The organism is Mesobacillus sp. MER 48, assembly GCF_023714225.1.
GTDB classification, from domain to species: domain Bacteria; phylum Bacillota; class Bacilli; order Bacillales; family Cytobacillaceae; genus Mesobacillus; species Mesobacillus oceanisediminis_A.
In genome coordinates, this window is record NZ_JAMAUR010000001.1 from 771,194 (window position 1) to 789,976 (window position 18,783).

19 protein-coding genes are annotated in these 18,783 nt (G+C 43.4%); 4 read left to right on the forward strand and 15 right to left on the reverse strand.

Translation table 11 applies throughout. The features are described 5' to 3' along the window. Positions 1-6 precede the first annotated feature (6 nt). Positions 7-936: a ribonuclease Z gene (rnz, locus tag M3593_RS03975; RefSeq protein WP_251540790.1), complete on the reverse strand. Its 930-nt coding sequence runs from the start codon at positions 934-936 to the stop codon at positions 7-9. Between the two features lie 352 nt (positions 937-1,288). On the opposite strand from rnz, the gene zwf reads away from it, so the two are divergent. Continuing rightward, the gene (zwf, locus tag M3593_RS03980) at positions 1,289-2,755 is read left to right on the forward strand and encodes a glucose-6-phosphate dehydrogenase (protein WP_222125067.1); all 1,467 of its coding nucleotides are present in this window, start codon (positions 1,289-1,291) and stop codon (positions 2,753-2,755) included. Between the two features lie 37 nt (positions 2,756-2,792). On the opposite strand, the gene M3593_RS03985 is transcribed toward zwf, so the two are convergent. Next, positions 2,793-2,999: a zinc ribbon domain-containing protein gene (locus M3593_RS03985; RefSeq protein ID WP_251540792.1), complete on the reverse strand. Its 207-nt coding sequence runs from the start codon at positions 2,997-2,999 to the stop codon at positions 2,793-2,795. 133 nt (positions 3,000-3,132) lie between these two features. On the opposite strand from M3593_RS03985, the gene M3593_RS03990 reads away from it, so the two are divergent. Next, positions 3,133-3,867 carry a YwaF family protein gene (locus M3593_RS03990; protein ID WP_144476497.1) on the forward strand — a complete coding sequence of 245 codons (735 nt, stop codon included), beginning with the start codon at positions 3,133-3,135 and terminating at the stop codon, positions 3,865-3,867. A gap of 41 nt (positions 3,868-3,908) precedes the next feature. Here M3593_RS03990 and M3593_RS03995 read toward each other — a convergent pair whose 3' ends face one another. The 3 genes from M3593_RS03995 to M3593_RS04005 all read right to left on the reverse strand — a co-directional run bounded on the left by M3593_RS03995 (position 3,909) and on the right by M3593_RS04005 (position 7,620). Beyond that, entirely contained in the window at positions 3,909-4,652 is a 744-nt protein-coding gene (locus M3593_RS03995; protein WP_251540794.1) for an alpha/beta hydrolase, read from the reverse strand. A 131-nt stretch (positions 4,653-4,783) separates the two neighbouring features. After that, on the reverse strand, positions 4,784-6,193 hold the full coding sequence (gndA, locus tag M3593_RS04000) for an NADP-dependent phosphogluconate dehydrogenase (protein WP_144476924.1): 1,410 nt from the start codon (positions 6,191-6,193) through the stop codon (positions 4,784-4,786). Positions 6,194-6,327: 134 nt separating this feature from the next. Continuing rightward, a complete protein-coding gene (locus M3593_RS04005; protein WP_144476491.1) occupies positions 6,328-7,620 on the reverse strand; it encodes a DNA polymerase IV in 1,293 nt (430 codons plus the stop codon). Between the two features lie 180 nt (positions 7,621-7,800). Here M3593_RS04005 and M3593_RS04010 point away from each other — a divergent pair, with 180 nt between their 5' ends. Beyond that, positions 7,801-9,513: a methyl-accepting chemotaxis protein gene (locus M3593_RS04010; RefSeq protein ID WP_144476488.1), complete on the forward strand. Its 1,713-nt coding sequence runs from the start codon at positions 7,801-7,803 to the stop codon at positions 9,511-9,513. A gap of 46 nt (positions 9,514-9,559) precedes the next feature. Here M3593_RS04010 and M3593_RS04015 read toward each other — a convergent pair whose 3' ends face one another. The 4 genes from M3593_RS04015 to mce all read right to left on the reverse strand — a co-directional run bounded on the left by M3593_RS04015 (position 9,560) and on the right by mce (position 13,657). Next, positions 9,560-10,042: a chemotaxis protein CheW gene (locus tag M3593_RS04015; RefSeq protein ID WP_144476485.1), complete on the reverse strand. Its 483-nt coding sequence runs from the start codon at positions 10,040-10,042 to the stop codon at positions 9,560-9,562. Between the two features lie 453 nt (positions 10,043-10,495). After that, positions 10,496-11,617 carry a M20/M25/M40 family metallo-hydrolase gene (locus tag M3593_RS04020; protein ID WP_251540795.1) on the reverse strand — a complete coding sequence of 374 codons (1,122 nt, stop codon included), beginning with the start codon at positions 11,615-11,617 and terminating at the stop codon, positions 10,496-10,498. Between the two features lie 74 nt (positions 11,618-11,691). After that, positions 11,692-13,242, reverse strand: a complete 1,551-nt coding sequence (locus M3593_RS04025; RefSeq protein ID WP_144476479.1) for an acyl-CoA carboxylase subunit beta — start codon at positions 13,240-13,242, stop codon at positions 11,692-11,694. A gap of 1 nt (position 13,243) precedes the next feature. Further along, positions 13,244-13,657: a methylmalonyl-CoA epimerase gene (gene mce / locus M3593_RS04030; RefSeq protein WP_251540796.1), complete on the reverse strand. Its 414-nt coding sequence runs from the start codon at positions 13,655-13,657 to the stop codon at positions 13,244-13,246. A gap of 219 nt (positions 13,658-13,876) precedes the next feature. Here mce and prli42 point away from each other — a divergent pair, with 219 nt between their 5' ends. Further along, a complete protein-coding gene (prli42, locus tag M3593_RS23985; RefSeq protein ID WP_186326750.1) occupies positions 13,877-13,972 on the forward strand; it encodes a stressosome-associated protein Prli42 in 96 nt (31 codons plus the stop codon). A gap of 45 nt (positions 13,973-14,017) precedes the next feature. Here the strand turns inward: prli42 and M3593_RS04040 are convergent, their stop codons facing one another. The 6 genes from M3593_RS04040 to M3593_RS04065 form a co-directional block, all read right to left on the reverse strand. Continuing rightward, complete coding sequence (locus tag M3593_RS04040) at positions 14,018-14,533, reverse strand: L,D-transpeptidase (protein ID WP_144476473.1); 516 nt, start codon at positions 14,531-14,533, stop codon at positions 14,018-14,020. A gap of 26 nt (positions 14,534-14,559) precedes the next feature. Then, positions 14,560-15,549, reverse strand: a complete 990-nt coding sequence (locus M3593_RS04045) for an aromatic acid exporter family protein (RefSeq protein WP_251540797.1) — start codon at positions 15,547-15,549, stop codon at positions 14,560-14,562. 165 nt (positions 15,550-15,714) lie between these two features. Beyond that, positions 15,715-16,437: an amino acid ABC transporter ATP-binding protein gene (locus tag M3593_RS04050; protein WP_144476467.1), complete on the reverse strand. Its 723-nt coding sequence runs from the start codon at positions 16,435-16,437 to the stop codon at positions 15,715-15,717. Next, positions 16,430-17,089, reverse strand: coding sequence for an amino acid ABC transporter permease (locus M3593_RS04055; protein ID WP_144476464.1), 660 nt, complete (start codon positions 17,087-17,089; stop codon positions 16,430-16,432). The genes M3593_RS04050 and M3593_RS04055 overlap by 8 nt, the downstream gene beginning before the upstream one ends. A gap of 83 nt (positions 17,090-17,172) precedes the next feature. Further along, positions 17,173-17,970: a transporter substrate-binding domain-containing protein gene (locus tag M3593_RS04060; protein ID WP_251540798.1), complete on the reverse strand. Its 798-nt coding sequence runs from the start codon at positions 17,968-17,970 to the stop codon at positions 17,173-17,175. 218 nt (positions 17,971-18,188) lie between these two features. After that, positions 18,189-18,626 (reverse strand): BrxA/BrxB family bacilliredoxin, encoded by a 438-nt coding sequence (locus M3593_RS04065; protein ID WP_144476459.1) that lies wholly within the window; start codon positions 18,624-18,626, stop codon positions 18,189-18,191. Positions 18,627-18,783 lie beyond the last annotated feature (157 nt).

Sequence of the window (18,783 nt, forward strand, 5' to 3'; positions counted from 1 at the left end):
TTTTATTCAGTCGTGGTCATACGGAACCGTGATTTCCATGAAGTCCTCTGATATGACAGTATTGGCAAAAATCGTCTTGGCTTCCGCTTCTAACTGCTGCCAGTCATTGCGGTCATATCTCGAACTTATATGGGTAAGACACAGTTTTTTTGCATCCGCATTCAAGGCAGTTTCAGCTGCCTGCAGTGTAGAGGAATGGAAATACTCATGAGCAAGCGACTCTTCACCTGCTGAAAAAGTGGCCTCATGGACAAGTAAATCCGCCTTATGGGCAAGTAATTGAGCATTTTGGCAAACTCTTGTGTCTCCTAAAATGGAGATTATTCGGCCTTTCTGCGGGGGACCGACGAATTCAGCAGGGTCAATCACCGTACCGTTGTCCAATATGACCTCTTCGCCATTTTTGATTTTCCTGTAATCAGGTCCAGGCTTTACACCTGCAGCCTGAAGCTTATCTGCAAGGAGGGTGCCCGGTCGGTCCTTTTCAATGATTCTATACCCATATGAAGGAATTCCATGCTCAAGCAGCCTTGCTTCCACAATAAACTGATCATCCTCGAATATGATTCCTTCTTCCAGTTCAATAATTTCGATAGGATACTTCAAATACGATTTGCTAATCTTCAGGGATACTTCAATATACTCCTTGATCCCCGGCGGCCCGTATACAGTAACCAAGGAGTCCCCTCCCTGGAAGGAACGGCTGGACAGCAAGCCCGGCAATCCATAGATATGATCACCATGCAAATGGGTGATAAAAATTTTCTCGATTCTTCTCGGCTTTATGCTTGTATGTAAAATCTGGTGCTGGGTTGCTTCCCCACAGTCAAACAGCCAGACAACTCCCCGTTCCTCGAGTAACTTCAGTGCAATTGAAGTCACATTCCTTAATTTTGCTGGAACCCCTGCACCTGTCCCCAGAAAAAAAACATCCATATCCCTTACATCCTCCTGTCAATACGCTTGCAAACGCAAATCCATTTCATTATTCCTTTCAATATATCATATGTATCAGCGTCCATCTAAACAGATCGTTGATTTGATGAGAATGGGATAGTCCGATACAATTTGCAGAAACTAATACAGGCCAAAAGAGTTGCTAATTGTTCTCGAAACCGATACAATTCTGTATTTGTAAAGTGTTTTTTATTCTCAGAGATTGTTGCTTTCCATTTTCCAGGCGAGAAAGCGGAAAAGTTAACAGAAAAAGCCTTCTACATATTTCTAAATTCACATAAAAGAGAGGTTCTATATTGTGGCACACACCGAAAAACCAACAGCTTTAATCATGATCTTCGGGGCTACAGGAGACCTGGCAAACCGAAAACTATTTCCTTCCCTTTACAATTTGTATGCAAAAGGGAAACTGGACAAGTTCGCGGTCGTTGGCGTTGCCCGTCGTTCACTGACAAATGAAGAATTTCAGCTTAGGGTAAAAGAGTCTGTAACTGAACATGGAAAATCAGAAGCAAATCTTGATGAGTTCGTCTCCAAGTTTTATTATCATTCCCATGATGTTACTGACTCAAGCTCCTATATCGCACTTGGCAAGCTGGCAGAAGAGCTCGACGGACATTACGGACTTGATGGCAATAGAATTTTCTACCTGGCAATGGCACCCGAATTCTTCGGAACGATTGCTGAACATTTAAAGAATGACAACCTGACGAATGTTCCTGGTTTCAAGAGACTCGTCATCGAGAAGCCATTCGGACATGACCTTGAATCGGCAAAAGTGCTGAACAAGCAAATCCGAACTGCTTTTTCCGAGGATGAAATCTACAGGATCGACCATTACCTCGGAAAGGAAATGGTTCAAAATATCGAAGTCATCCGTTTTGCGAACGCGATGTTCGAGCCACTCTGGAATAACCGTTACATTTCCAACATCCAGGTAACATCCAGTGAAACACTTGGAGTAGAAGAACGCGGCCGCTATTATGAAAAGAGCGGTGCACTCCGGGACATGGTCCAGAACCATATGCTTCAGATGGTCTCTTTGCTGGCGATGGAACCGCCTATCAAGCTGACAACGGATGAAATCCGTTCCGAAAAAGTAAGAGTGTTCCGTGCACTCCGACCGATCACGGGAGAGGCAGTAAACGACTATTTTGTCCGTGGCCAATATGGTAAAGGCACGATGAATGAGAAAGATGTTCCTGCTTACCGTCAGGAGGAAATGGTTGACCCTGATTCCAATACCGAGACGTTCGTAGCTGGCAAGCTGATGATTGATAACTTCCGCTGGGCTGGAGTACCTTTCTATATCCGGACAGGCAAAAGAATGAAGGCAAAATCAACAAAAATCGTGATTCAATTCAAAGATATCCCGATGGATTTGTATTACAAACCAGAAAAAACGGTCAACCCAAATCTGCTTGTGATCCATATCCAGCCTGAAGAAGGAATCACGCTTCATTTGAACGCCAAGAAATCCGGCCAGGGGACAGATGCTACACCTGTGAAACTGAATTATGCCAATAAAGGGATCGATGGACTGAATACACCGGAAGCATATGAGAAGCTTCTGTATGATTCATTGCGCGGTGACGCAACAAACTTTACTCATTGGGATGAAGTGGCACTCTCCTGGAGTTTCGTCGATAACATCTCAGAAGTATGGGAAAACACGAAAGAACCGACCTTCCCGAACTATGAATCTGGCTTAATGGGTCCTGATGCAGCAGACAAGCTGCTCGAAAAAGATGGATTCTTCTGGTGGCCAATCACCGAAATCGATGTAGAAAATTGCTGATCAAAAAGGCCCGCCTGTTACATGGCGGGCCTTTTGTTTAACCTCCAAAAAAGAAATCAAGGATATTCGAGCCTGCAGATGCCTCTTTGTTATAGAACTCGGAGTATCCGCACTTCTTGCAATACACAACAGTAAACTGGTTATTCTGGATATCAAACATCTTGGATAATCCCGTTCCAGTCATCGCGACATCCTTCTGTGCTGCGTCCGTGCTCCCGCATTTTATGCACCCTTTGTCGGTCATTGTCTTCCAACTCCCTTTTTTTAACTATACTTCTTTTACGTATCTGCCAAAGATTGGTTTCACCTTTTCACATAAAAAAATCCTGAAAAGGAAAACTTATATTTGTCTTATTAACTAAACAGAGGTGAAAGGTATGGGATGGTTCGGACACAGCAACAAGACATTCAGCTTTGCCATGTTTTCAGAGAGCCATCTTGCCATTTTAGCGATCTTCATATTTGTAAATACGGCAATTTTTTTAAACAGGCGGAAATTAAGTAATGAAAAGTGGCGGAAAGCTGAGCTGCTGACAGCATTCTCATTAATATTGATCGAGCTCTTCAATCATTACTGGATGTATAAACATGCTGTCTGGAAGCTAGGACGCTCCATGCCCTTGGAACTATGTAATATAGGTCTCTTCCTGGCTATTGGTTTACTGTTAACCAGAAAGAAACTCTTTTTTGAGCTATTGTTTTTCATTGCCTTATTGGGTGCGACCCAGGCGATCATCACACCTGCTTTAACCTATGGCTTCCCTCATTTTCGCTTTTTTCACTTTTTCTATGCCCATATGATGATTGTATGGGTGACCCTTTATTTCACTCTGGCAAAGGGATTTCACCCTACATTCAGTTCAGTTTTAAAGGTCATTCTATTCATCAATCTGCTTCTGCCCGTAATCCTGTTAATTAATAAAACCGCTGACGGGAACTATTGGTTTTTGCGCCATAAACCTGATAGCCCCAGTTTCATGGATTTACTCGGTCCCTATCCATGGTATATTTTTTCCCTGGAAAGTTTGCTGGTCTTATTAAGTCTCCTTGCATGGCTCTGCTTGCGGTTATGGCTAAGAGGAGAGAAAAGGAGTTCTTATTCTGAGACTTAAACATTCCTTTTTCCAAAAAAAAGAAGGCAATTGAATGCCCTCTAAAGATTCCTTTTGATAAACTGCAGTGTCTTTTCAATAATAATGTGCTGATCATTGTCAAGAGTTGCAACATGATAGCTTTCTTTTAAGGGATAGATTTCTTTTGTTTCAGAGCTGATATTTTCATAAATGGTTTGAGAATTATCCGGCGGCACCACATGGTCTTCCTCAGAAACAAAGATCAAAGCTGGGCAAGATATTTTCGGCAGGTCATCTTTAACTTCTTTCATGAAGGTTAAAATTTCTTTTACTGATTGGACCGGCGTTTTTTCATAAGCTAGTTCCGTTACTCCCGCTTTTTTAATGTCAGATCCAATTGCATCCAAAAACCTGGTGCCTTCCAATTGGCGGACAGGCTCCATTGCCGGGATATCAACAGCGGCATTGACCAGGACAATCCCCCGGAATTCAGGATATTTTTCAGCCATGTACAACGTCAGCGTTCCGCCCATTGACAGGCCTGTCACAAAAATCGTGTCACACCTATCTTTTAACCACTGAAATCCCTCTTCCACCGAAGCAATCCAATCACGATAAGAGGTTTGTTCCATGTCTTCATAATGTGTACCATGTCCCTTCAAGCGGGGACCACATACGGTATATCCTGCCTCAGCATACGCCTCCCCTAGTGGCCTCATACTCTGTGTAGAGCCTGTAAAACCATGAGATACAAGGATACCAACTCTATTTCCTTCAAAATAGAATGGTTCAGCTCCCTCAAGAACAGGGTAACGATCTGCCATGCTATTCCCTCCAATCTAATTATCTACTTAAAAGATTTCGACTCATCTTGAGGCAAACCCTTCCTTTCATAAGAAAAACACCTTTATTTACAATAAAAAACAGCGGATACAAAATCCGCTGTTACAGTGTCTTATTCCATCCACTCAGTGTGGAAGATTCCTTCTTTGTCAATGCGCTGATAGGTGTGGGCGCCAAAATAATCGCGCTGCGCCTGTATCAAGTTGGCCGGCAGCGTTTCTGTCCGGTAGCTGTCGAAATAGGAAAGGGCAGCAGAGAAGCTCGGAACCGGAATTCCGTTAAGAACAGCAGCGGAGATGATTTCCCGCAGTGACTGCTGATAGCCTTCAGTGATTTCCTTGAAATAAGGATCAAGCAGCAAATTTTTCAACTCAGGGTCGCGATCGTACGCTTCCTTGATTTTCTGTAGGAACTGGGCTCTGATAATGCAGCCTCCGCGGAAAATCATCGCGATTTCTCCGTAGTTCAGGTTCCAGTCATATTCTTCTGATGCCGCTCTCATCTGGGCGAAGCCCTGTGCATAAGAACAAATTTTGCTCAGATACAGTGCCTTTCGAATCGATTCAATGAATCCCTTTTTGTCACCATCAAATGGTTTCGCTTCTGGTCCGGAAAGTACCTTGCTTGCCTCAACCCGCTCTTGCTTCATGGCCGAAATAAAACGCGCGAAAACGGATTCCGTAATGATAGGCAGCGGAACCCCAAGGTCTAGCGCACTCTGGCTTGTCCATTTTCCTGTTCCTTTTTGGCCTGCAGTATCAAGGATTACGTCGACAAGCGGTTTGCCTGTTTCGTCGTCCTTTTTTGTGAAAATATCAGCTGTGATTTCAATCAAGTAGCTGTCCAGCTCACCTTTATTCCATTCAGCGAACACTTCATGCAGCTCTTCAGCACTCAAGCCAAGAACATGCTTCAGCATGAAATAAGATTCTGCGATCAGCTGCATGTCGCCATACTCGATTCCATTGTGGACCATTTTTACATAATGGCCCGCTCCATCAGGACCAATATATGTTGTGCACGCATCCCCATTGACCTTAGCAGCAATATCCTGGAAGATCGGCGAAACCAGCTCATATGCCTCCTTTTGCCCACCAGGCATGATGGAAGGTCCATGCAGTGCGCCTTCCTCCCCTCCAGATACCCCGGTGCCAATGAAGTGAAGTCCAAGCTCGCTCAATTCTTTGTTCCGCCGCTGTGTATCGGCAAAATATGTATTACCGCCATCGATGATGATATCGCCCTTTTCAAGATGAGGCTTCAATTGATCGATTGTCGCGTCGGTCGCAGCCCCGGCCTTTACCATCAGCAAGATTTTCCGCGGTTTCTCGAGGGATTCAACAAATTCTTCGATTGTAAACGTTCCGTAAATGTTCTTGCCTTCCGTTTCGGCGAGCATTTCATCCGTCTTTTCTCTAGAACGATTATAAACGGAAACAGAATACCCACGGCTTTCAATATTCATCGCAAGGTTTTTCCCCATAACAGCGAGGCCAATGACTCCGATTTGCTGTTTTGACATCATTCCAACTTCCTTCCTTTTTCATAACTGGTTTTTAAAAACTTACAAACTAATGTAACAATGAATCCAGGGTGGTGCAAACAATAGGCTTCATCCCTCTATATTTTGACTTAACCTCTGGAAGCTAAACAACTTTAATAGTCTTTTTTCTCGGTATCGCCATTTCTTTTGCGGTCCTGAAGAAAATCCTTATTAAAGCTTGTGCCAGCCTTGGGGTTTTCCCTTGAAGAGTGCTTCTTCACCTGTAAACCAGCGCTTTCGATAATACTTTTACCGTATTTTTCACGCAGTTGGCTCATTGTATTGATCAAAGGCTCTTTTTTTGCATCCTGTTCGTAAGAAAACAAGTCGAGCTGCTTAACAGCCTGATCTGCCTCTAGCAGATCTGTTCCGGTGATTCCGAGCAAGCGGACAGGATCACCGTTCCAATGCTTTAAAAATAAAGCTTTTGCCGCAGCAGCAATTTCGTCTTTCTTTGAAACCGGGTTCGGGAGCTTTTGGCTTCTTGTGATCGTTTTTCTGTCCTTAAAGCGGATCATGATGCTAATGGTGGTTGCGACAGCTTCCTTTCTCTTCATCCTGGCAGCTACCTGCTCTGATAAGCCATCAAGGACCTTCAGGAGTTCATGCTGATTCGAGAGATCTCTCGGCAGGGTTGTTGAATTGCCGATACTCTTGAAGTCATAGACGGATTCGGGATCCACCATTCTATTATCCTGACCGTTGGCTCTATTTTTCAGCTTCAGGCCATTAATCCCTAACAGGGCTTTCAATTGGATATCATTTGCTTTTGCCAGGTCGCCAATAGATTGAATACCGATGCTTTTTAGTTTGTCCGCGGTTTTCGTTCCTACTCCATGCATCTCTCCGGCTCCGAGCGGCCATAGGATCCGAGGGATATCCCGTTTTCTTAAAATCGTGATCCCCAATGGTTTTTTCATATCGGAAGCTGTTTTCGCCAGGAATTTATTAGGGGCGATTCCAATGCTGCATGGCAAATCAAGCTGCTCGAGAATCCGTTTCTGAATGCTCTCAGCTATCTCCAATGGTGCCCCGATGTCAGCGCAATCCGTAATATCCATATACCCTTCATCAATGGAAACAGGTTCCACCAGCTCGGTATATTGGCGTAAAATATCGAACATAGCACCAGACGCAGCCCGGTACCTGTCAAAATTCGGTGTTTTTATGATTAACTCAGGGCAGAGCTTTTTTGCTTCCCACAACGGCATGGTTGTCTTTACTCCGAATTTCCTTGCTTCATAGCTGCAAGTTACAATGATTCCCCGCCGTTCCTCAGGGTTGCCTGCAATGGCCAGGGGTTTTCCCTTCAGTTCAGAATCATAAGCCATTTCTACGGAAGCATAGAAACTGTTCATATCAACATGTAAAATGACTCTGCCCTTTTTTGGATACATCTCTTTCATATCAGCCACTTCCCAAATATACGTTCCCTTCTAGTTTATCAAAAATAGCGATCATATACTTAATCGAAGTTTGGATGGCAAATGTGAATTTTATGTGAAGATAAAATGGAAAAGATTAAAGATTCCGCTGGGAAACCCGATAAAATCAATAAATAGATATACAAAGACGGGGGAGTTTTTATGCAGCATTGGTCCATTGGCAGAAAGTATGCAAGCGTTTTCGCATTTATCATGGTCATTTTCCTGGGCAGCTTTATTTATTTGTCCAGTGTTTTGAGCAACCTACAAGATGCGATCGACCTTGCAGAGGAGAAAAGTGATTACGCTATCATGATCAGCGAAATGGGGGCCACTTTTCGCCAGAAATACATTATTATTACTGACTACATAACCGAACCAAAACCAGAGCTTCTTACACTTTATAAAAAAGAAGCGGAACAGTTTGATGCCTCAGCTGAAAAACTGAAAGCAAATGTGAAAACGGAAAATGCACAAACGCTATTCGAGGCAATCGTCAAAACAGATAAGCATATGGACAAAATCTGGTCTGATGAAATTTTAAAGACTGTGGATGAATTTAGGCAAAACGGAGAACAGGTTGATATCTTCACCCAAATCAGTCTTGCGAACAAAGCTGAAACCATCAGGGATATGAATATCGAGAAATTAAACCAGTTACAGACGGCAATCCTGGATGACAGGACGACAATCATGAATGAAACTCATTCTTCAATTGCTTCCATGATCCGTAATACTTTCATCCTTATCATCATCGCCTTTATCATCTCTTCTGTGGCAATGTACTTTGTCTCCCGCAGCATCAGCAAAAATCTTAAGGATGTTGTTGCTTACTGCAAGAAGCTCGCAGCCGGGGAACTGAATGTAAAAGCGCTGCAGGCAAAGAACAAGGACGAAGTCGGCCAGATCATCCAAGCAATGAATCAATTATCCGGTAACCTTAAAGCTTCCATTTCCAGCATACTTTTGTCATCTGACCAGGTAAATGAAATGTCGAGAAATCTAAAGGAAAATGCGGAGGCCACCACAGAAGCAAACAATGAAATTACGACATCAATCATGCAGGTTGCCTCTGCCTCAGATGAGCAGGTTAAGATTTCGGAACGCACCAATGAAGCAGTCGAAAATGTGTCTTCACAATTAATCGAAGTTACTGGATCAATGCAGGAGACCCTGCAAACGACTTCAGATACGAAGCAAAAGATTGAACAGGGAAAACTATATGCTATCAATGTGACGGAACAAATGGATGAAATCAATGGAAAAGTAACAGAACTGGCCAAAGTGATTCACTCCCTGAAAAACAATTCTCAGGAAATTCATCGAATCATTGAAATTATCACTGATATATCAAACCAGACAAATTTATTGGCATTGAATGCAGCGATTGAAGCGGCAAGAGCCGGGGAGCATGGGAAAGGCTTCGGTGTGGTGGCCCAGGAAGTGCGCAAACTTGCAGAACAATCAGCTGGAGCGGCAGACAGCATCCGCACAATCCTTGAACAAACTGGAAAAGAAACGAACCTGGCCGTAAATGTCATGGATGAAAGCCAGGTGACCGTCCAAAAAGGCAATGAACTTGTTGAGAAAGTTGCGGCCACCTTCACAGAAATAGCTCAATCAATCGAGGAAGTCAGCTTGAAGGGAGACACTGTCAGCAGTGCTGTCACGAGTGCGAATGAAAAGATTGAATTCATGGCGCAGTCTGCGACCGAGGTCATCACTGCATCTTCAAAGTCTGCGCAATTCCTCGAGCAGGTAGCAGCTACAACAGAGGAACAAAACGCAACCATGCAAGAACTGTTGGAATCATCCAGCAAATTGTCCAGCATGGCCGAGAACCTGAGAAAGTCATTCTCCAGTTTCAAACTATAACTAAAACAAGCTGACCCGCGTGGGGTCAGCTTGTTTTTATATCACACTAGTTATGTAATTCCTGTTTTTGATTTTTCATATAGTCCTTAATCTCTTTGATTCCCTCGAGTGACTGGATCAAGGTTTCTGGATCAATGACCATGATCATCCGTTTCTCAAAATTGGCGATGCCTGTGATGAATTTAGTATTTTGATATGCGATCAGACCTGGTTGTTTTAAATTCTCCTGAGGTATCTCAAGGATTTCCTTCGCATCCCTGACCAGGACTCCCAACGAGATATCCGATGTCTCCAGTACAATCAGTCTCGTCTTGTCGTCCGCCTGAATATCCCGATTATAGAGGACCTTTTCCAAATCTATAACTGGAATTAGATCTCCCCTTACCTTCGTAATTCCGGTGACATAATCAGGCATATGGGGGATCGCAGTCATCCCTTCCATTTTTTCAATCGATATGACGAAAAGAATCGGAAAAGCATATTCTTCATTCCCTGCCTGGAACACAACCGTCTTAGTACTTTCAGCCATTGGAGTACACTTCCTTTATTTATAGTTCTATCCCTATGTAATAATAGATTTTAAAAATGGGTTCATGGTGATTGATCAGGTCGATCATTTCAAGTATTATATCGGATTCTTCAGTTCGATCTTTAGAACTAATGAAAAATGAGTAAGGGGATATGGACATTTAGCCGATTACTACTCCTTGAAATGTCTAAAAAACACATTACTTGGACATTTTGACTGCAGCTTTTCCCCAAAATGTCTATTAAGACTGGTTTCTTGGACATTTTAATCATCATTTCTCTCTAAAATGTCTATTAAAACTCTGTTCTTGGACATTTTGACTGCCGCTTTCCCTGAAATGTCTATTAAAGCTCTGTTCTTGGACATTTTGCCTATCGCCATTCTTCAAATTGTCTATTAAACACTGTATTTTCGTATAAAAAAGGGCTTCCCCCTGCAGGGAAGCCCTTTGGTTTATTGTGCTGCTACTTCTTGAATCAAAGCGATGACCATTTCGGCAAGCTTCTCCAGCTCTTCGATTGGCATTCTTTCATTCGTTGTGTGGATTTCTTCATATCCTACAGCAAGGTTGACTGTCGGAATACCAAAGCCAGCAATGACGTTTGCATCACTTCCGCCGCCGCTGTGAAGCAATTCAGAGCTTCTGCCGATTTTTGCGGCAGCTTTTTTAGCAAGTTCGACTACCAGGTCACCTTCGCCGAATTTGAAGCCTGGATACATGACCTGGATATCAACTTCTGCTTTTCCGCCCATTTCCTGCGCAGCTGACTCGAATGCTTCCTTCATTTTCGCCACTTGCGCTTCCATTTTTTCAGGGATAAGGGAACGGGCTTCAGCAAGGATTTCTGCTCGGTCGGCAACGATGTTTGTCTGTGTTCCGCCCTGGAAACGGCCAATGTTTGCAGTTGTTTCTTCATCAATGCGGCCAAGCGGCATTCTGGCAACTGCTTTGGCTGCAATTGTGATTGCGGATACACCTTTTTCAGGAGCAACACCAGCGTGTGCGGTTTTGCCATGGATGACAGCCGACACTTTCGCCTGAGTAGGAGCTGCGACAATGATGTTTCCTACCTTGCCATCACTGTCGAGTGCATATCCATATTTCGCTTTTACCAGAGAAGAATCCAATGCCTTGGCACCAACAAGTCCCGATTCTTCCCCGACAGTAATGATGAACTGGATCGTTCCATGAGGAATGGATTGTTCTTTCAGGACACGGATTGTTTCAAGCATGACCGCAAGTCCCGTTTTGTCATCCGCACCAAGAATGGTTGTTCCATCTGTTACGACATAACCATCTTTGATGGATGGCTTTACACCCTTTGCGGGTACGACTGTATCCATGTGGGAAGTGAAGTAGATGGTATCAACACCTTCTTTTGTCCCTTCCAATGTGCAGATTAGATTTCCTGCACCATGACCCGTTTGCGCTGTCGTATCATCTTCGAATACTTCAACCCCAAGATCCTCGAATTTTTGCTTGAGAACGCGGGCGATTTCAGTTTCATACTTTGTTTCAGAATCAATTTGGACAAGCTCTAAAAACTCATTCAATAAACGTTCGTTGTTAATCATCAAAGCCTACCTCCAATTATGTATATACTACTTGAGTATAACGCTAATTGAATGGCAACACCAAATCCTAAATCCTATAGCGGAATGTTGCCATGCTTTTTGCCCGGTCTATCTTCTTTCTTTGTCCGAAGCATCTCAAGGGCCTGAATCAGTTTGATTCGTGTGTCACGCGGATCAATGACGTCATCGACCATGCCCTGGCTGGCAGCGACATATGGATTCGCAAATTTTTCACGATACTCATCGATTTTTTGCTGTCTTGTCTGTTCTGGATTTTCACTGTTCTGGATTTCCTTCGCAAAAATAATATTCGCGGCGCCCTGCGGCCCCATAACTGCAATTTCGGCATTTGGCCACGCAAAAACAAGGTCCGCCCCAATGGATTTACTATTCAATGCAACATACGCGCCGCCATATGCTTTCCGTAAAATTACGGTAAGTTTAGGAACAGTCGCTTCTGAATAGGCGTAGAGGATTTTTGCGCCGTGTCGGATGATGCCGCCATGCTCCTGCTTAATTCCAGGGAAAAATCCTGTCACATCTTCAAATGTAATGATCGGGATATTGAATGAATCGCAGAATCTGATGAATCGAGACGCTTTATCGGAAGAATCGATATCAAGTCCTCCTGCCATCACCTTTGGCTGGTTGCAGACTAGGCCGACAACCTCCCCTTTGATTCTTGCAAGTCCAATCACGATGTTTTTGGCAAAGTCCTTCTGTATTTCCAGGAACGAATCCGCATCCACTACCTGCTCGATTACTTTGCGCACATCATATGGTCTGATAGCGTCAAATGGAATCACGTCTGTCAGGTCCGGACGGTAATCATCCTGCTCATCCGCTTCAAGACGCGGCGGCTTTTCTTCATAGCTTTGCGGCAGATAGCTCAGCAGCAATCTTACCTGCCCCAATGTTTCTTCTTCAGACTGGCCATGGAAATGAGCGTTGCCGCTGATTGTATTATGTACGATTGCACCGCCTAAATCTTCTGCGGAGATCTTTTCACCCGTAACTGTTTCAATTACTTTAGGGCCGGTGATGAACATCTGACTTGTTTTTTCAACCATGAACACAAAATCAGTGATAGCCGGTGAATAAACGGCTCCCCCTGCGCATGGTCCCATGATGACAGAAATCTGCGGAATGACCCCTGAATAAATCGAATTCCGGTAGAAAATATGGCCGTACCCATCAAGAGAAACAACACCCTCTTGGATTCTTGCCCCGCCGGAATCATTCAGTCCGACAAAGGGAGCACCATTCTTGGCTGCCAGATCCATGACATTGGCGATTTTCTTTGCATGCATTTCACCCAAAGCTCCGCCAAACACGGTGAAATCCTGTGAAAACAGATAGATAGGCCTGCCATTCACTTTTCCATAACCGGTTACCACTCCATCTCCGGGACCCTTCTGATTCTCAAGCCCAAAGTCAGTGCTCCGATGCTGAATAAAAGGATTCAATTCCACAAAACTTCCTGGATCGACAAGAAGTTCAATTCGTTCACGAGCTGTCAGCTTGCCTTTTTCATGCTGCTTTTCAATCCGGTCGTCGCCGCCGCCCAATTCAATTTCCCTGCGTCTATCATATAGTTCATTGATTTTTTCATAGATGTCTGGCATTTTATTCAGCCTCCCTGTTTTTCTCGCAAAGTTCGTATAAAATGCTGCCGGTAGATTTCGGGTGCATGAATGCTACAAGCGCTCCCCCAGCACCTTTTTTCGGAACATCCTGTATCATCTTGATTCCGCTTTCCTTCATATCTCTGATTCTTTCCTCGATTGATTCCACACCAAGTGCAACATGGTGAATTCCTTCTCCACGCTTTTCAATAAAACGTGCGATTGCGCTTTCCTCCGATAGAGGCTCAAGAAGCTCAAGCTTCGTTTCTCCGGCTTTCAGGAAAGCCACTTTCACCATTTCGCTGTCTACTTCCTCGATCCCCAGTAATGGCAGTTTCAGCACATCTGTATAAAATGGGAGGGCATGCTCAATAGATTTGACAGCAATGCCGATATGGTCGACCTTTTTAATCATGTAATCCCCTCCAAATATTATTTAAATATATTTAACTGTTATATTATTCGACAAAAATGTCACAAATCCTCCTTATTTAAATAGTAATTTCTGCATTATGATTGACATAATACTTTTATACCGTGTCTAAATGCTTCCACTAAAAGGGTTGTTGAAATGGTTCTGGGGATGTAAAATAATAGAGATAGAATTTGAAGCTTTGGAAGGGGGATCTCTTTAATGCGAAAGCCGAATATCAGAAAGGTCGTAGTATATGTCATGCTTTTTACTATGCTAGCTTCAACCCTTCTAATGGGATTAGCTACTTTCCTATAATGTATATAAAATAAGCAAAGGGCTGCCAGCTGGCAGCCCTTTATTTTATTTACTGATGGCGCCGTGCTCCTGCCCCAGTTCTATGAAGCTTTTCTGTGATGATGTAATGAGGATCTTTGTGCCTAATGGTATGTAATCATATAGTGATTCGACTGCCTCGTTCTGCAGCCTTATACACCCTCCGGAAACTTTTTTGCCGATACTTGCCGGGTCATTCGTTCCATGAATTCCATATGTTCGGCCATCTGTGTTCTCAGCGTCAAACCCAATCCATCTGCTGCCCAGCGGATTTTTAGGGTCACCTCCCGGAATATCCTTCTTGCGATAATACGGGTCAGGAGCTTTAACTGTTACTGTGAAAAGACCTTCAGGTGTCAGGTCCTCTGATTTCCCAGTTGCCGCGCTGACAACTGTCTGCACTCTGTTCTCATTGATCAATGCGACCTCGTTCGTTTTTTTATTCACAATCACAAATGGGTCCCCCGGCAGCGGATTTGTTCCCAGCGGCCAGACAGGCGAAAAGATGAAAACTGCTAGAAGCATGGAGATAAACACCGGCATGCTAATCCCTCCGTCGTCTTTTTCCGTTAGTTTGCCGCGGCAGGCTGACTTTTATCCTTGCCAGTATTCAGGCCTTTAAATGATCGTTTCAACAAAAGGAACTGTTCCATTTCATTGACGAAATGAAGCAGGGCAGCCCTCGCCTCGAATTCCTCCCTGGTTTTCGGCAGTTCCATATTCTCAAATACGGATTTCATCCTCAACAATTTTTCCAGGTAAAATAATACCGTATTACCCGGATGGATTCCTTTAGCCAGATCCTCGATAAACCCCGCGACCATATTAGCCTGCTCCACATGCTGAGGGATCGAGGTGATCGATGGCAGCACCCGCTCGATTATTTCAAATTGCTTTTCTCTTATTTTAAAATACTGATAATACAAGTTCTCATCTCTCAAAATATTGTTTTCGACATCCTGGATCGCCAGGCCTTTTGCTTTTTCAATCAGCACGGCAGTCTCCGTCAGTTCCCTTCCATCCCAGCTGGAATCATTATTTTTAAGGTAATTGGCAATTTCGCTGAAAATTTTCTTGAACTGGGCCTCGATTTCTCTTTGATAATGCTCCAGCTTGTAATCGACACTTGGCATATAAAGGTTCATGATCAACGCTACACCTATTCCAATTGTGATGATTCCCAATTCGTTGAATAAAAGAGCACCTGTTACTTTTCCAGCAGAGTAGATATGCATGATGATGACACTGCTGGATACCACTCCCTCTTTTGCTCTGAACATGACGACGGTCGGGATGAAGAACAACAGCAGCAATCCAATCACAAGCGGATGGTAGGCAATGCCCTCAAAAAACACCGCTGAGAAGGCCATCGCAATGATGCAGGCGAGGAACCGGTGCCATGATGCCTGCAGCGACCTCTTTTTTGTCACCTGGATACAGAGGATGGTCAGGATGCCTGCTGAAACGTAATTCTCGAAGCCAAAAAGCTGGGCAACGACGATGGAGAGCGCCGTACCAAGTGCTGTTTTTAAAGTCCGATAACCAATTCTGAATTTCACCGTATATTCTCCTATCAATCAAACTTTTACTGGATCAACGAAAGCGAGTCCTTTCAGTCTCATTGCTGATCATCAAACCAAATAAAAAAATGATCATACCATTCAGATATGATCATCCATAGTTTATCAGATACGTCATCGTTTATAAAAGCAAGCCGCAGGGATTTACAGCATTTTCTCAAGAAACTCTTTTGCCCTGCTGCTTTTCGGACTGCTGAAGAATTCTGCTGGAGGAGCATCTTCCACCAGTACACCGCCATCCAGGAAAAGAACGCGGTCAGCCACTTCACGTGCAAAGCCCATTTCATGTGTGACAATGGCCATCGTCATGCCAGTGTGAGCCAGAGACTTCATGACCTCAAGCACCTCTTTGACCATTTCCGGATCCAGTGCAGAAGTAGGCTCATCGAAAAGCATGACTTCAGGGTTCATCGCCAGCGCCCGGGCGATTGCTACACGCTGCTTTTGCCCTCCAGACAATCTGTTCGGATATTCATTTGCTTTTTCAGAGAGTCCCACTTTTTTAAGAAGTTCAAGACCATGCTTTTCTGCTTCTGCCTTGGACATACCTTTAACCTTTATCGGCGCATAGGTAATGTTTTGCAAAACGGTCATATGCGGGAACAGATGAAAGTGCTGGAACACCATGCCGACATTTTCACGGACTTTCATAATGTTCGTTTTCTTATCAGTAACATCATCGGCGCCAATCAGGATTTGTCCGCTAGTCGGCTGCTCAAGTAAATTCAGGCAGCGGAGGAACGTTGATTTCCCTGATCCTGAAGGCCCGACGATGGCAACGACCTCCCCGTTATCGATTGTCGTTGAGATTCCTTTTAGAACTTCAAGCTTGCCAAATGATTTATTAAGATTTTGTACTTTAATCACTTTGTCTCATTCTCCTTTCAACTAGCTTACCGATGAATGTTAAGGAGATGACCATGAGATAGTAGATGAGACCGGCAAAAATGAACGGCTCAAAAAATCTATACTGCTCACCGCCAACAATATACGCCCTTCGCATGATATCATCAACGGCAATGACTGTAACGATTGCAGATTCCTTTGTAAGAGTGATGAATTCATTCATCAATGCAGGGAGGATATTTTTCATTGCTTGAGGCAGGATGATATCCTTCATCATTCTATTCCCAGGTACACCAAGAGCCATTGCAGCTTCCTTCTGACCTTTATCAACCGCCAAAATTCCGGCACGGATGATTTCAGAAATGTATGCTGCAGAATTCAAAGAAAAAGACGCAACTGCTGCAGTGTAAGATGAAATCTCAAAGCCAATAATCTGCGGGGCTCCGTAATAAATGATCATAAGCTGCAAAATAAGCGGTGTTCCGCGGAAAATCGATGTATAAATATCAGCAAACCAGTTGAGTGCTTTAAATTTGCTGATTTTAAAAATTGCAAGAATGATACCAAACGCAAAGCCAAGAAGGCCTGCAACCAATACTATTTTTAGTGTGACGCCAATTCCCTTCAATATATATGGCATTGAAGGAAGTATGGCGGTAAAATCGAGATTCATAATCGTAACAGCCCTCTCTTTTTATTTCATGAAGGAGAAAGGCGCCCAGAAGTCAAATGCACTCTGAACGCCCAGTTTCCATTTTACTTTTCTCCGCCAAACCATTTAATAACCAGCTTTTCTACTTCGCCATTTTCCATTTTTTCTTTAAGGACTTTGTTGAACTCTTCAGTAAGCTTGCTTCCTTTAGGGAATGCGATTGCTGAACCGGCTTCTTCTTCATTTCCGTCTTCGATTGTGAAACCTGCAAGATCAGGATTGTTCTTGAAGTATCCTTCTGCAACTGTATCCTCGATGATTGCTGCGTCAATGCGTCCAGCCTTGATTTCCTGTACCAGTTCAGGAATTCTTGTGCGTTTTTCAACTTTGATTTTCACTGTTTTTCCGATTTCTTCTGCTTTGCCTTCCTGGATTGAAGAAAGCTGAACGCCAACTGTTTTGCCTTCAAGGTCTTCAATTGACTTTATGTTGCTGTCTTTTGCTGAGACGATCATATGCTTCGCTGTGTAATACACATCGGAAAAGTCGACGCTCTCTTTACGTTCTTCTGTTGGAGTCATACCTGCCATGACAAAGTCGACACGGTCAGCCTGGATAGCACCGATCAATCCATTGAAGTCCATGTCCTTGATTTCTACTTCGTATCCTAATTCATTTGCGATCAGGTTCGCGAGATCAACATCGAAACCGATAATTTCATCGCTTTTGGCTGTTTCGACGTATTCAAATGGCGGGTAGTCAGCTGAAGTTCCCATTGTTAGAACTTTCTTTTCTTCACCATTTCCGCCTGCGTTTTCTTTTTCTTCAGTAGCGGTACCGCATGCAGCTAAAACTCCCACCATTAAAATCGTAATCATAAGAATAGATAATGACTTTTTCACTTGTTTTCCTCCTATAATTTTTTCGAAAATTTCTTATTTTTTAAAATAATAAATATATTATTATCGAAACTCATTACTTTTTCAAGCAGAAACAATTGATAATAAATATTCAACATAATGCATTTTAACACATCCTTATATTTATGCAATATGATTTTTAAATATAATTCTAATAAAATAAAAAAGAACCCCATTTAGTATGGGATTCTAACCAAAAATTAAACTTCTTCGCAATATTCTTCGAACGCATCCTGAAGTTTATTCACTACCTGCATTGGATCGTGGCCTTCGATTTCGTGGCGCTCGATCATCCTGCAAAGCTTTCCATCCTTCAAAAGCGCAAAGGAAGGAGATGAAGGCGGAAATCCTGTGAAATAACTCCGAGCCTTTTCAGTAGCTTCCTTATCCTGGCCTGCAAAAACTGTAACAAGTTGGTCAGGGCGCTTATCGTAGTGAAGAGAATGCGCTGCCGCTGGACGGGCGATGCCCCCGGCACATCCACAAACGGAATTCACCATTACAAGTGTCGTACCCTCTTTAGCCAAAGCCTCTTCTACTTCTTCACTAGTGGTCAGTTCTGTATATCCAGCTGCCGAGATTTCCTGGCGTGCCTGGCGGACTACATCATTCATGAAAAAATTAAAATCCATGCTCATTGATCAATCTCTCCTCTGCTCGGAATTAAATAGTACATAAATAATGATACCAATTAAAATAAATTTTTCAAAGTATGTTTAACTGAGAGGAAATCCGGGAAAGGTAACAATACAGCTAGATCCATACCCCTAAACTCCCTAGATGAAGGACAACGGC

Bases quoted from the DNA above. Each gene is read 5' to 3' on its own strand.
- M3593_RS04005 (WP_144476491.1), bottom strand. From the start codon at position 7,620: ATGAAAGAGATGTATCCAAAAAAGGGCAGAGTCATTTTACATGTTGAT.
- M3593_RS04015 (WP_144476485.1), bottom strand. From the start codon at position 10,042: ATGGCTGAAAGTACTAAGACGGTTGTGTTCCAGGCAGGGAATGAAGAA.
- M3593_RS04020 (WP_251540795.1), bottom strand. From the start codon at position 11,617: ATGATTAACAACGAACGTTTATTGAATGAGTTTTTAGAGCTTGTCCAA.
- zwf (WP_222125067.1), top strand. From the start codon at position 1,289: ATGATCTTCGGGGCTACAGGAGACCTGGCAAACCGAAAACTATTTCCT.
- M3593_RS03990 (WP_144476497.1), top strand. From the start codon at position 3,133: ATGGGATGGTTCGGACACAGCAACAAGACATTCAGCTTTGCCATGTTT.
- M3593_RS03995 (WP_251540794.1), bottom strand. From the start codon at position 4,652: ATGGCAGATCGTTACCCTGTTCTTGAGGGAGCTGAACCATTCTATTTT.
- M3593_RS04040 (WP_144476473.1), bottom strand. From the start codon at position 14,533: ATGCCGGTGTTTATCTCCATGCTTCTAGCAGTTTTCATCTTTTCGCCT.
- M3593_RS04055 (WP_144476464.1), bottom strand. From the start codon at position 17,089: ATGAATCTCGATTTTACCGCCATACTTCCTTCAATGCCATATATATTG.
- M3593_RS04025 (WP_144476479.1), bottom strand. From the start codon at position 13,242: ATGCCAGACATCTATGAAAAAATCAATGAACTATATGATAGACGCAGG.
- rnz (WP_251540790.1), bottom strand. From the start codon at position 936: ATGGATGTTTTTTTTCTGGGGACAGGTGCAGGGGTTCCAGCAAAATTA.
- M3593_RS03985 (WP_251540792.1), bottom strand. From the start codon at position 2,999: ATGACCGACAAAGGGTGCATAAAATGCGGGAGCACGGACGCAGCACAG.
- prli42 (WP_186326750.1), top strand. From the start codon at position 13,877: ATGCGAAAGCCGAATATCAGAAAGGTCGTAGTATATGTCATGCTTTTT.
- M3593_RS04065 (WP_144476459.1), bottom strand. From the start codon at position 18,626: ATGAGCATGGATTTTAATTTTTTCATGAATGATGTAGTCCGCCAGGCA.
- M3593_RS04010 (WP_144476488.1), top strand. From the start codon at position 7,801: ATGCAGCATTGGTCCATTGGCAGAAAGTATGCAAGCGTTTTCGCATTT.
- gndA (WP_144476924.1), bottom strand. From the start codon at position 6,193: ATGTCAAAACAGCAAATCGGAGTCATTGGCCTCGCTGTTATGGGGAAA.
- mce (WP_251540796.1), bottom strand. From the start codon at position 13,657: ATGATTAAAAAGGTCGACCATATCGGCATTGCTGTCAAATCTATTGAG.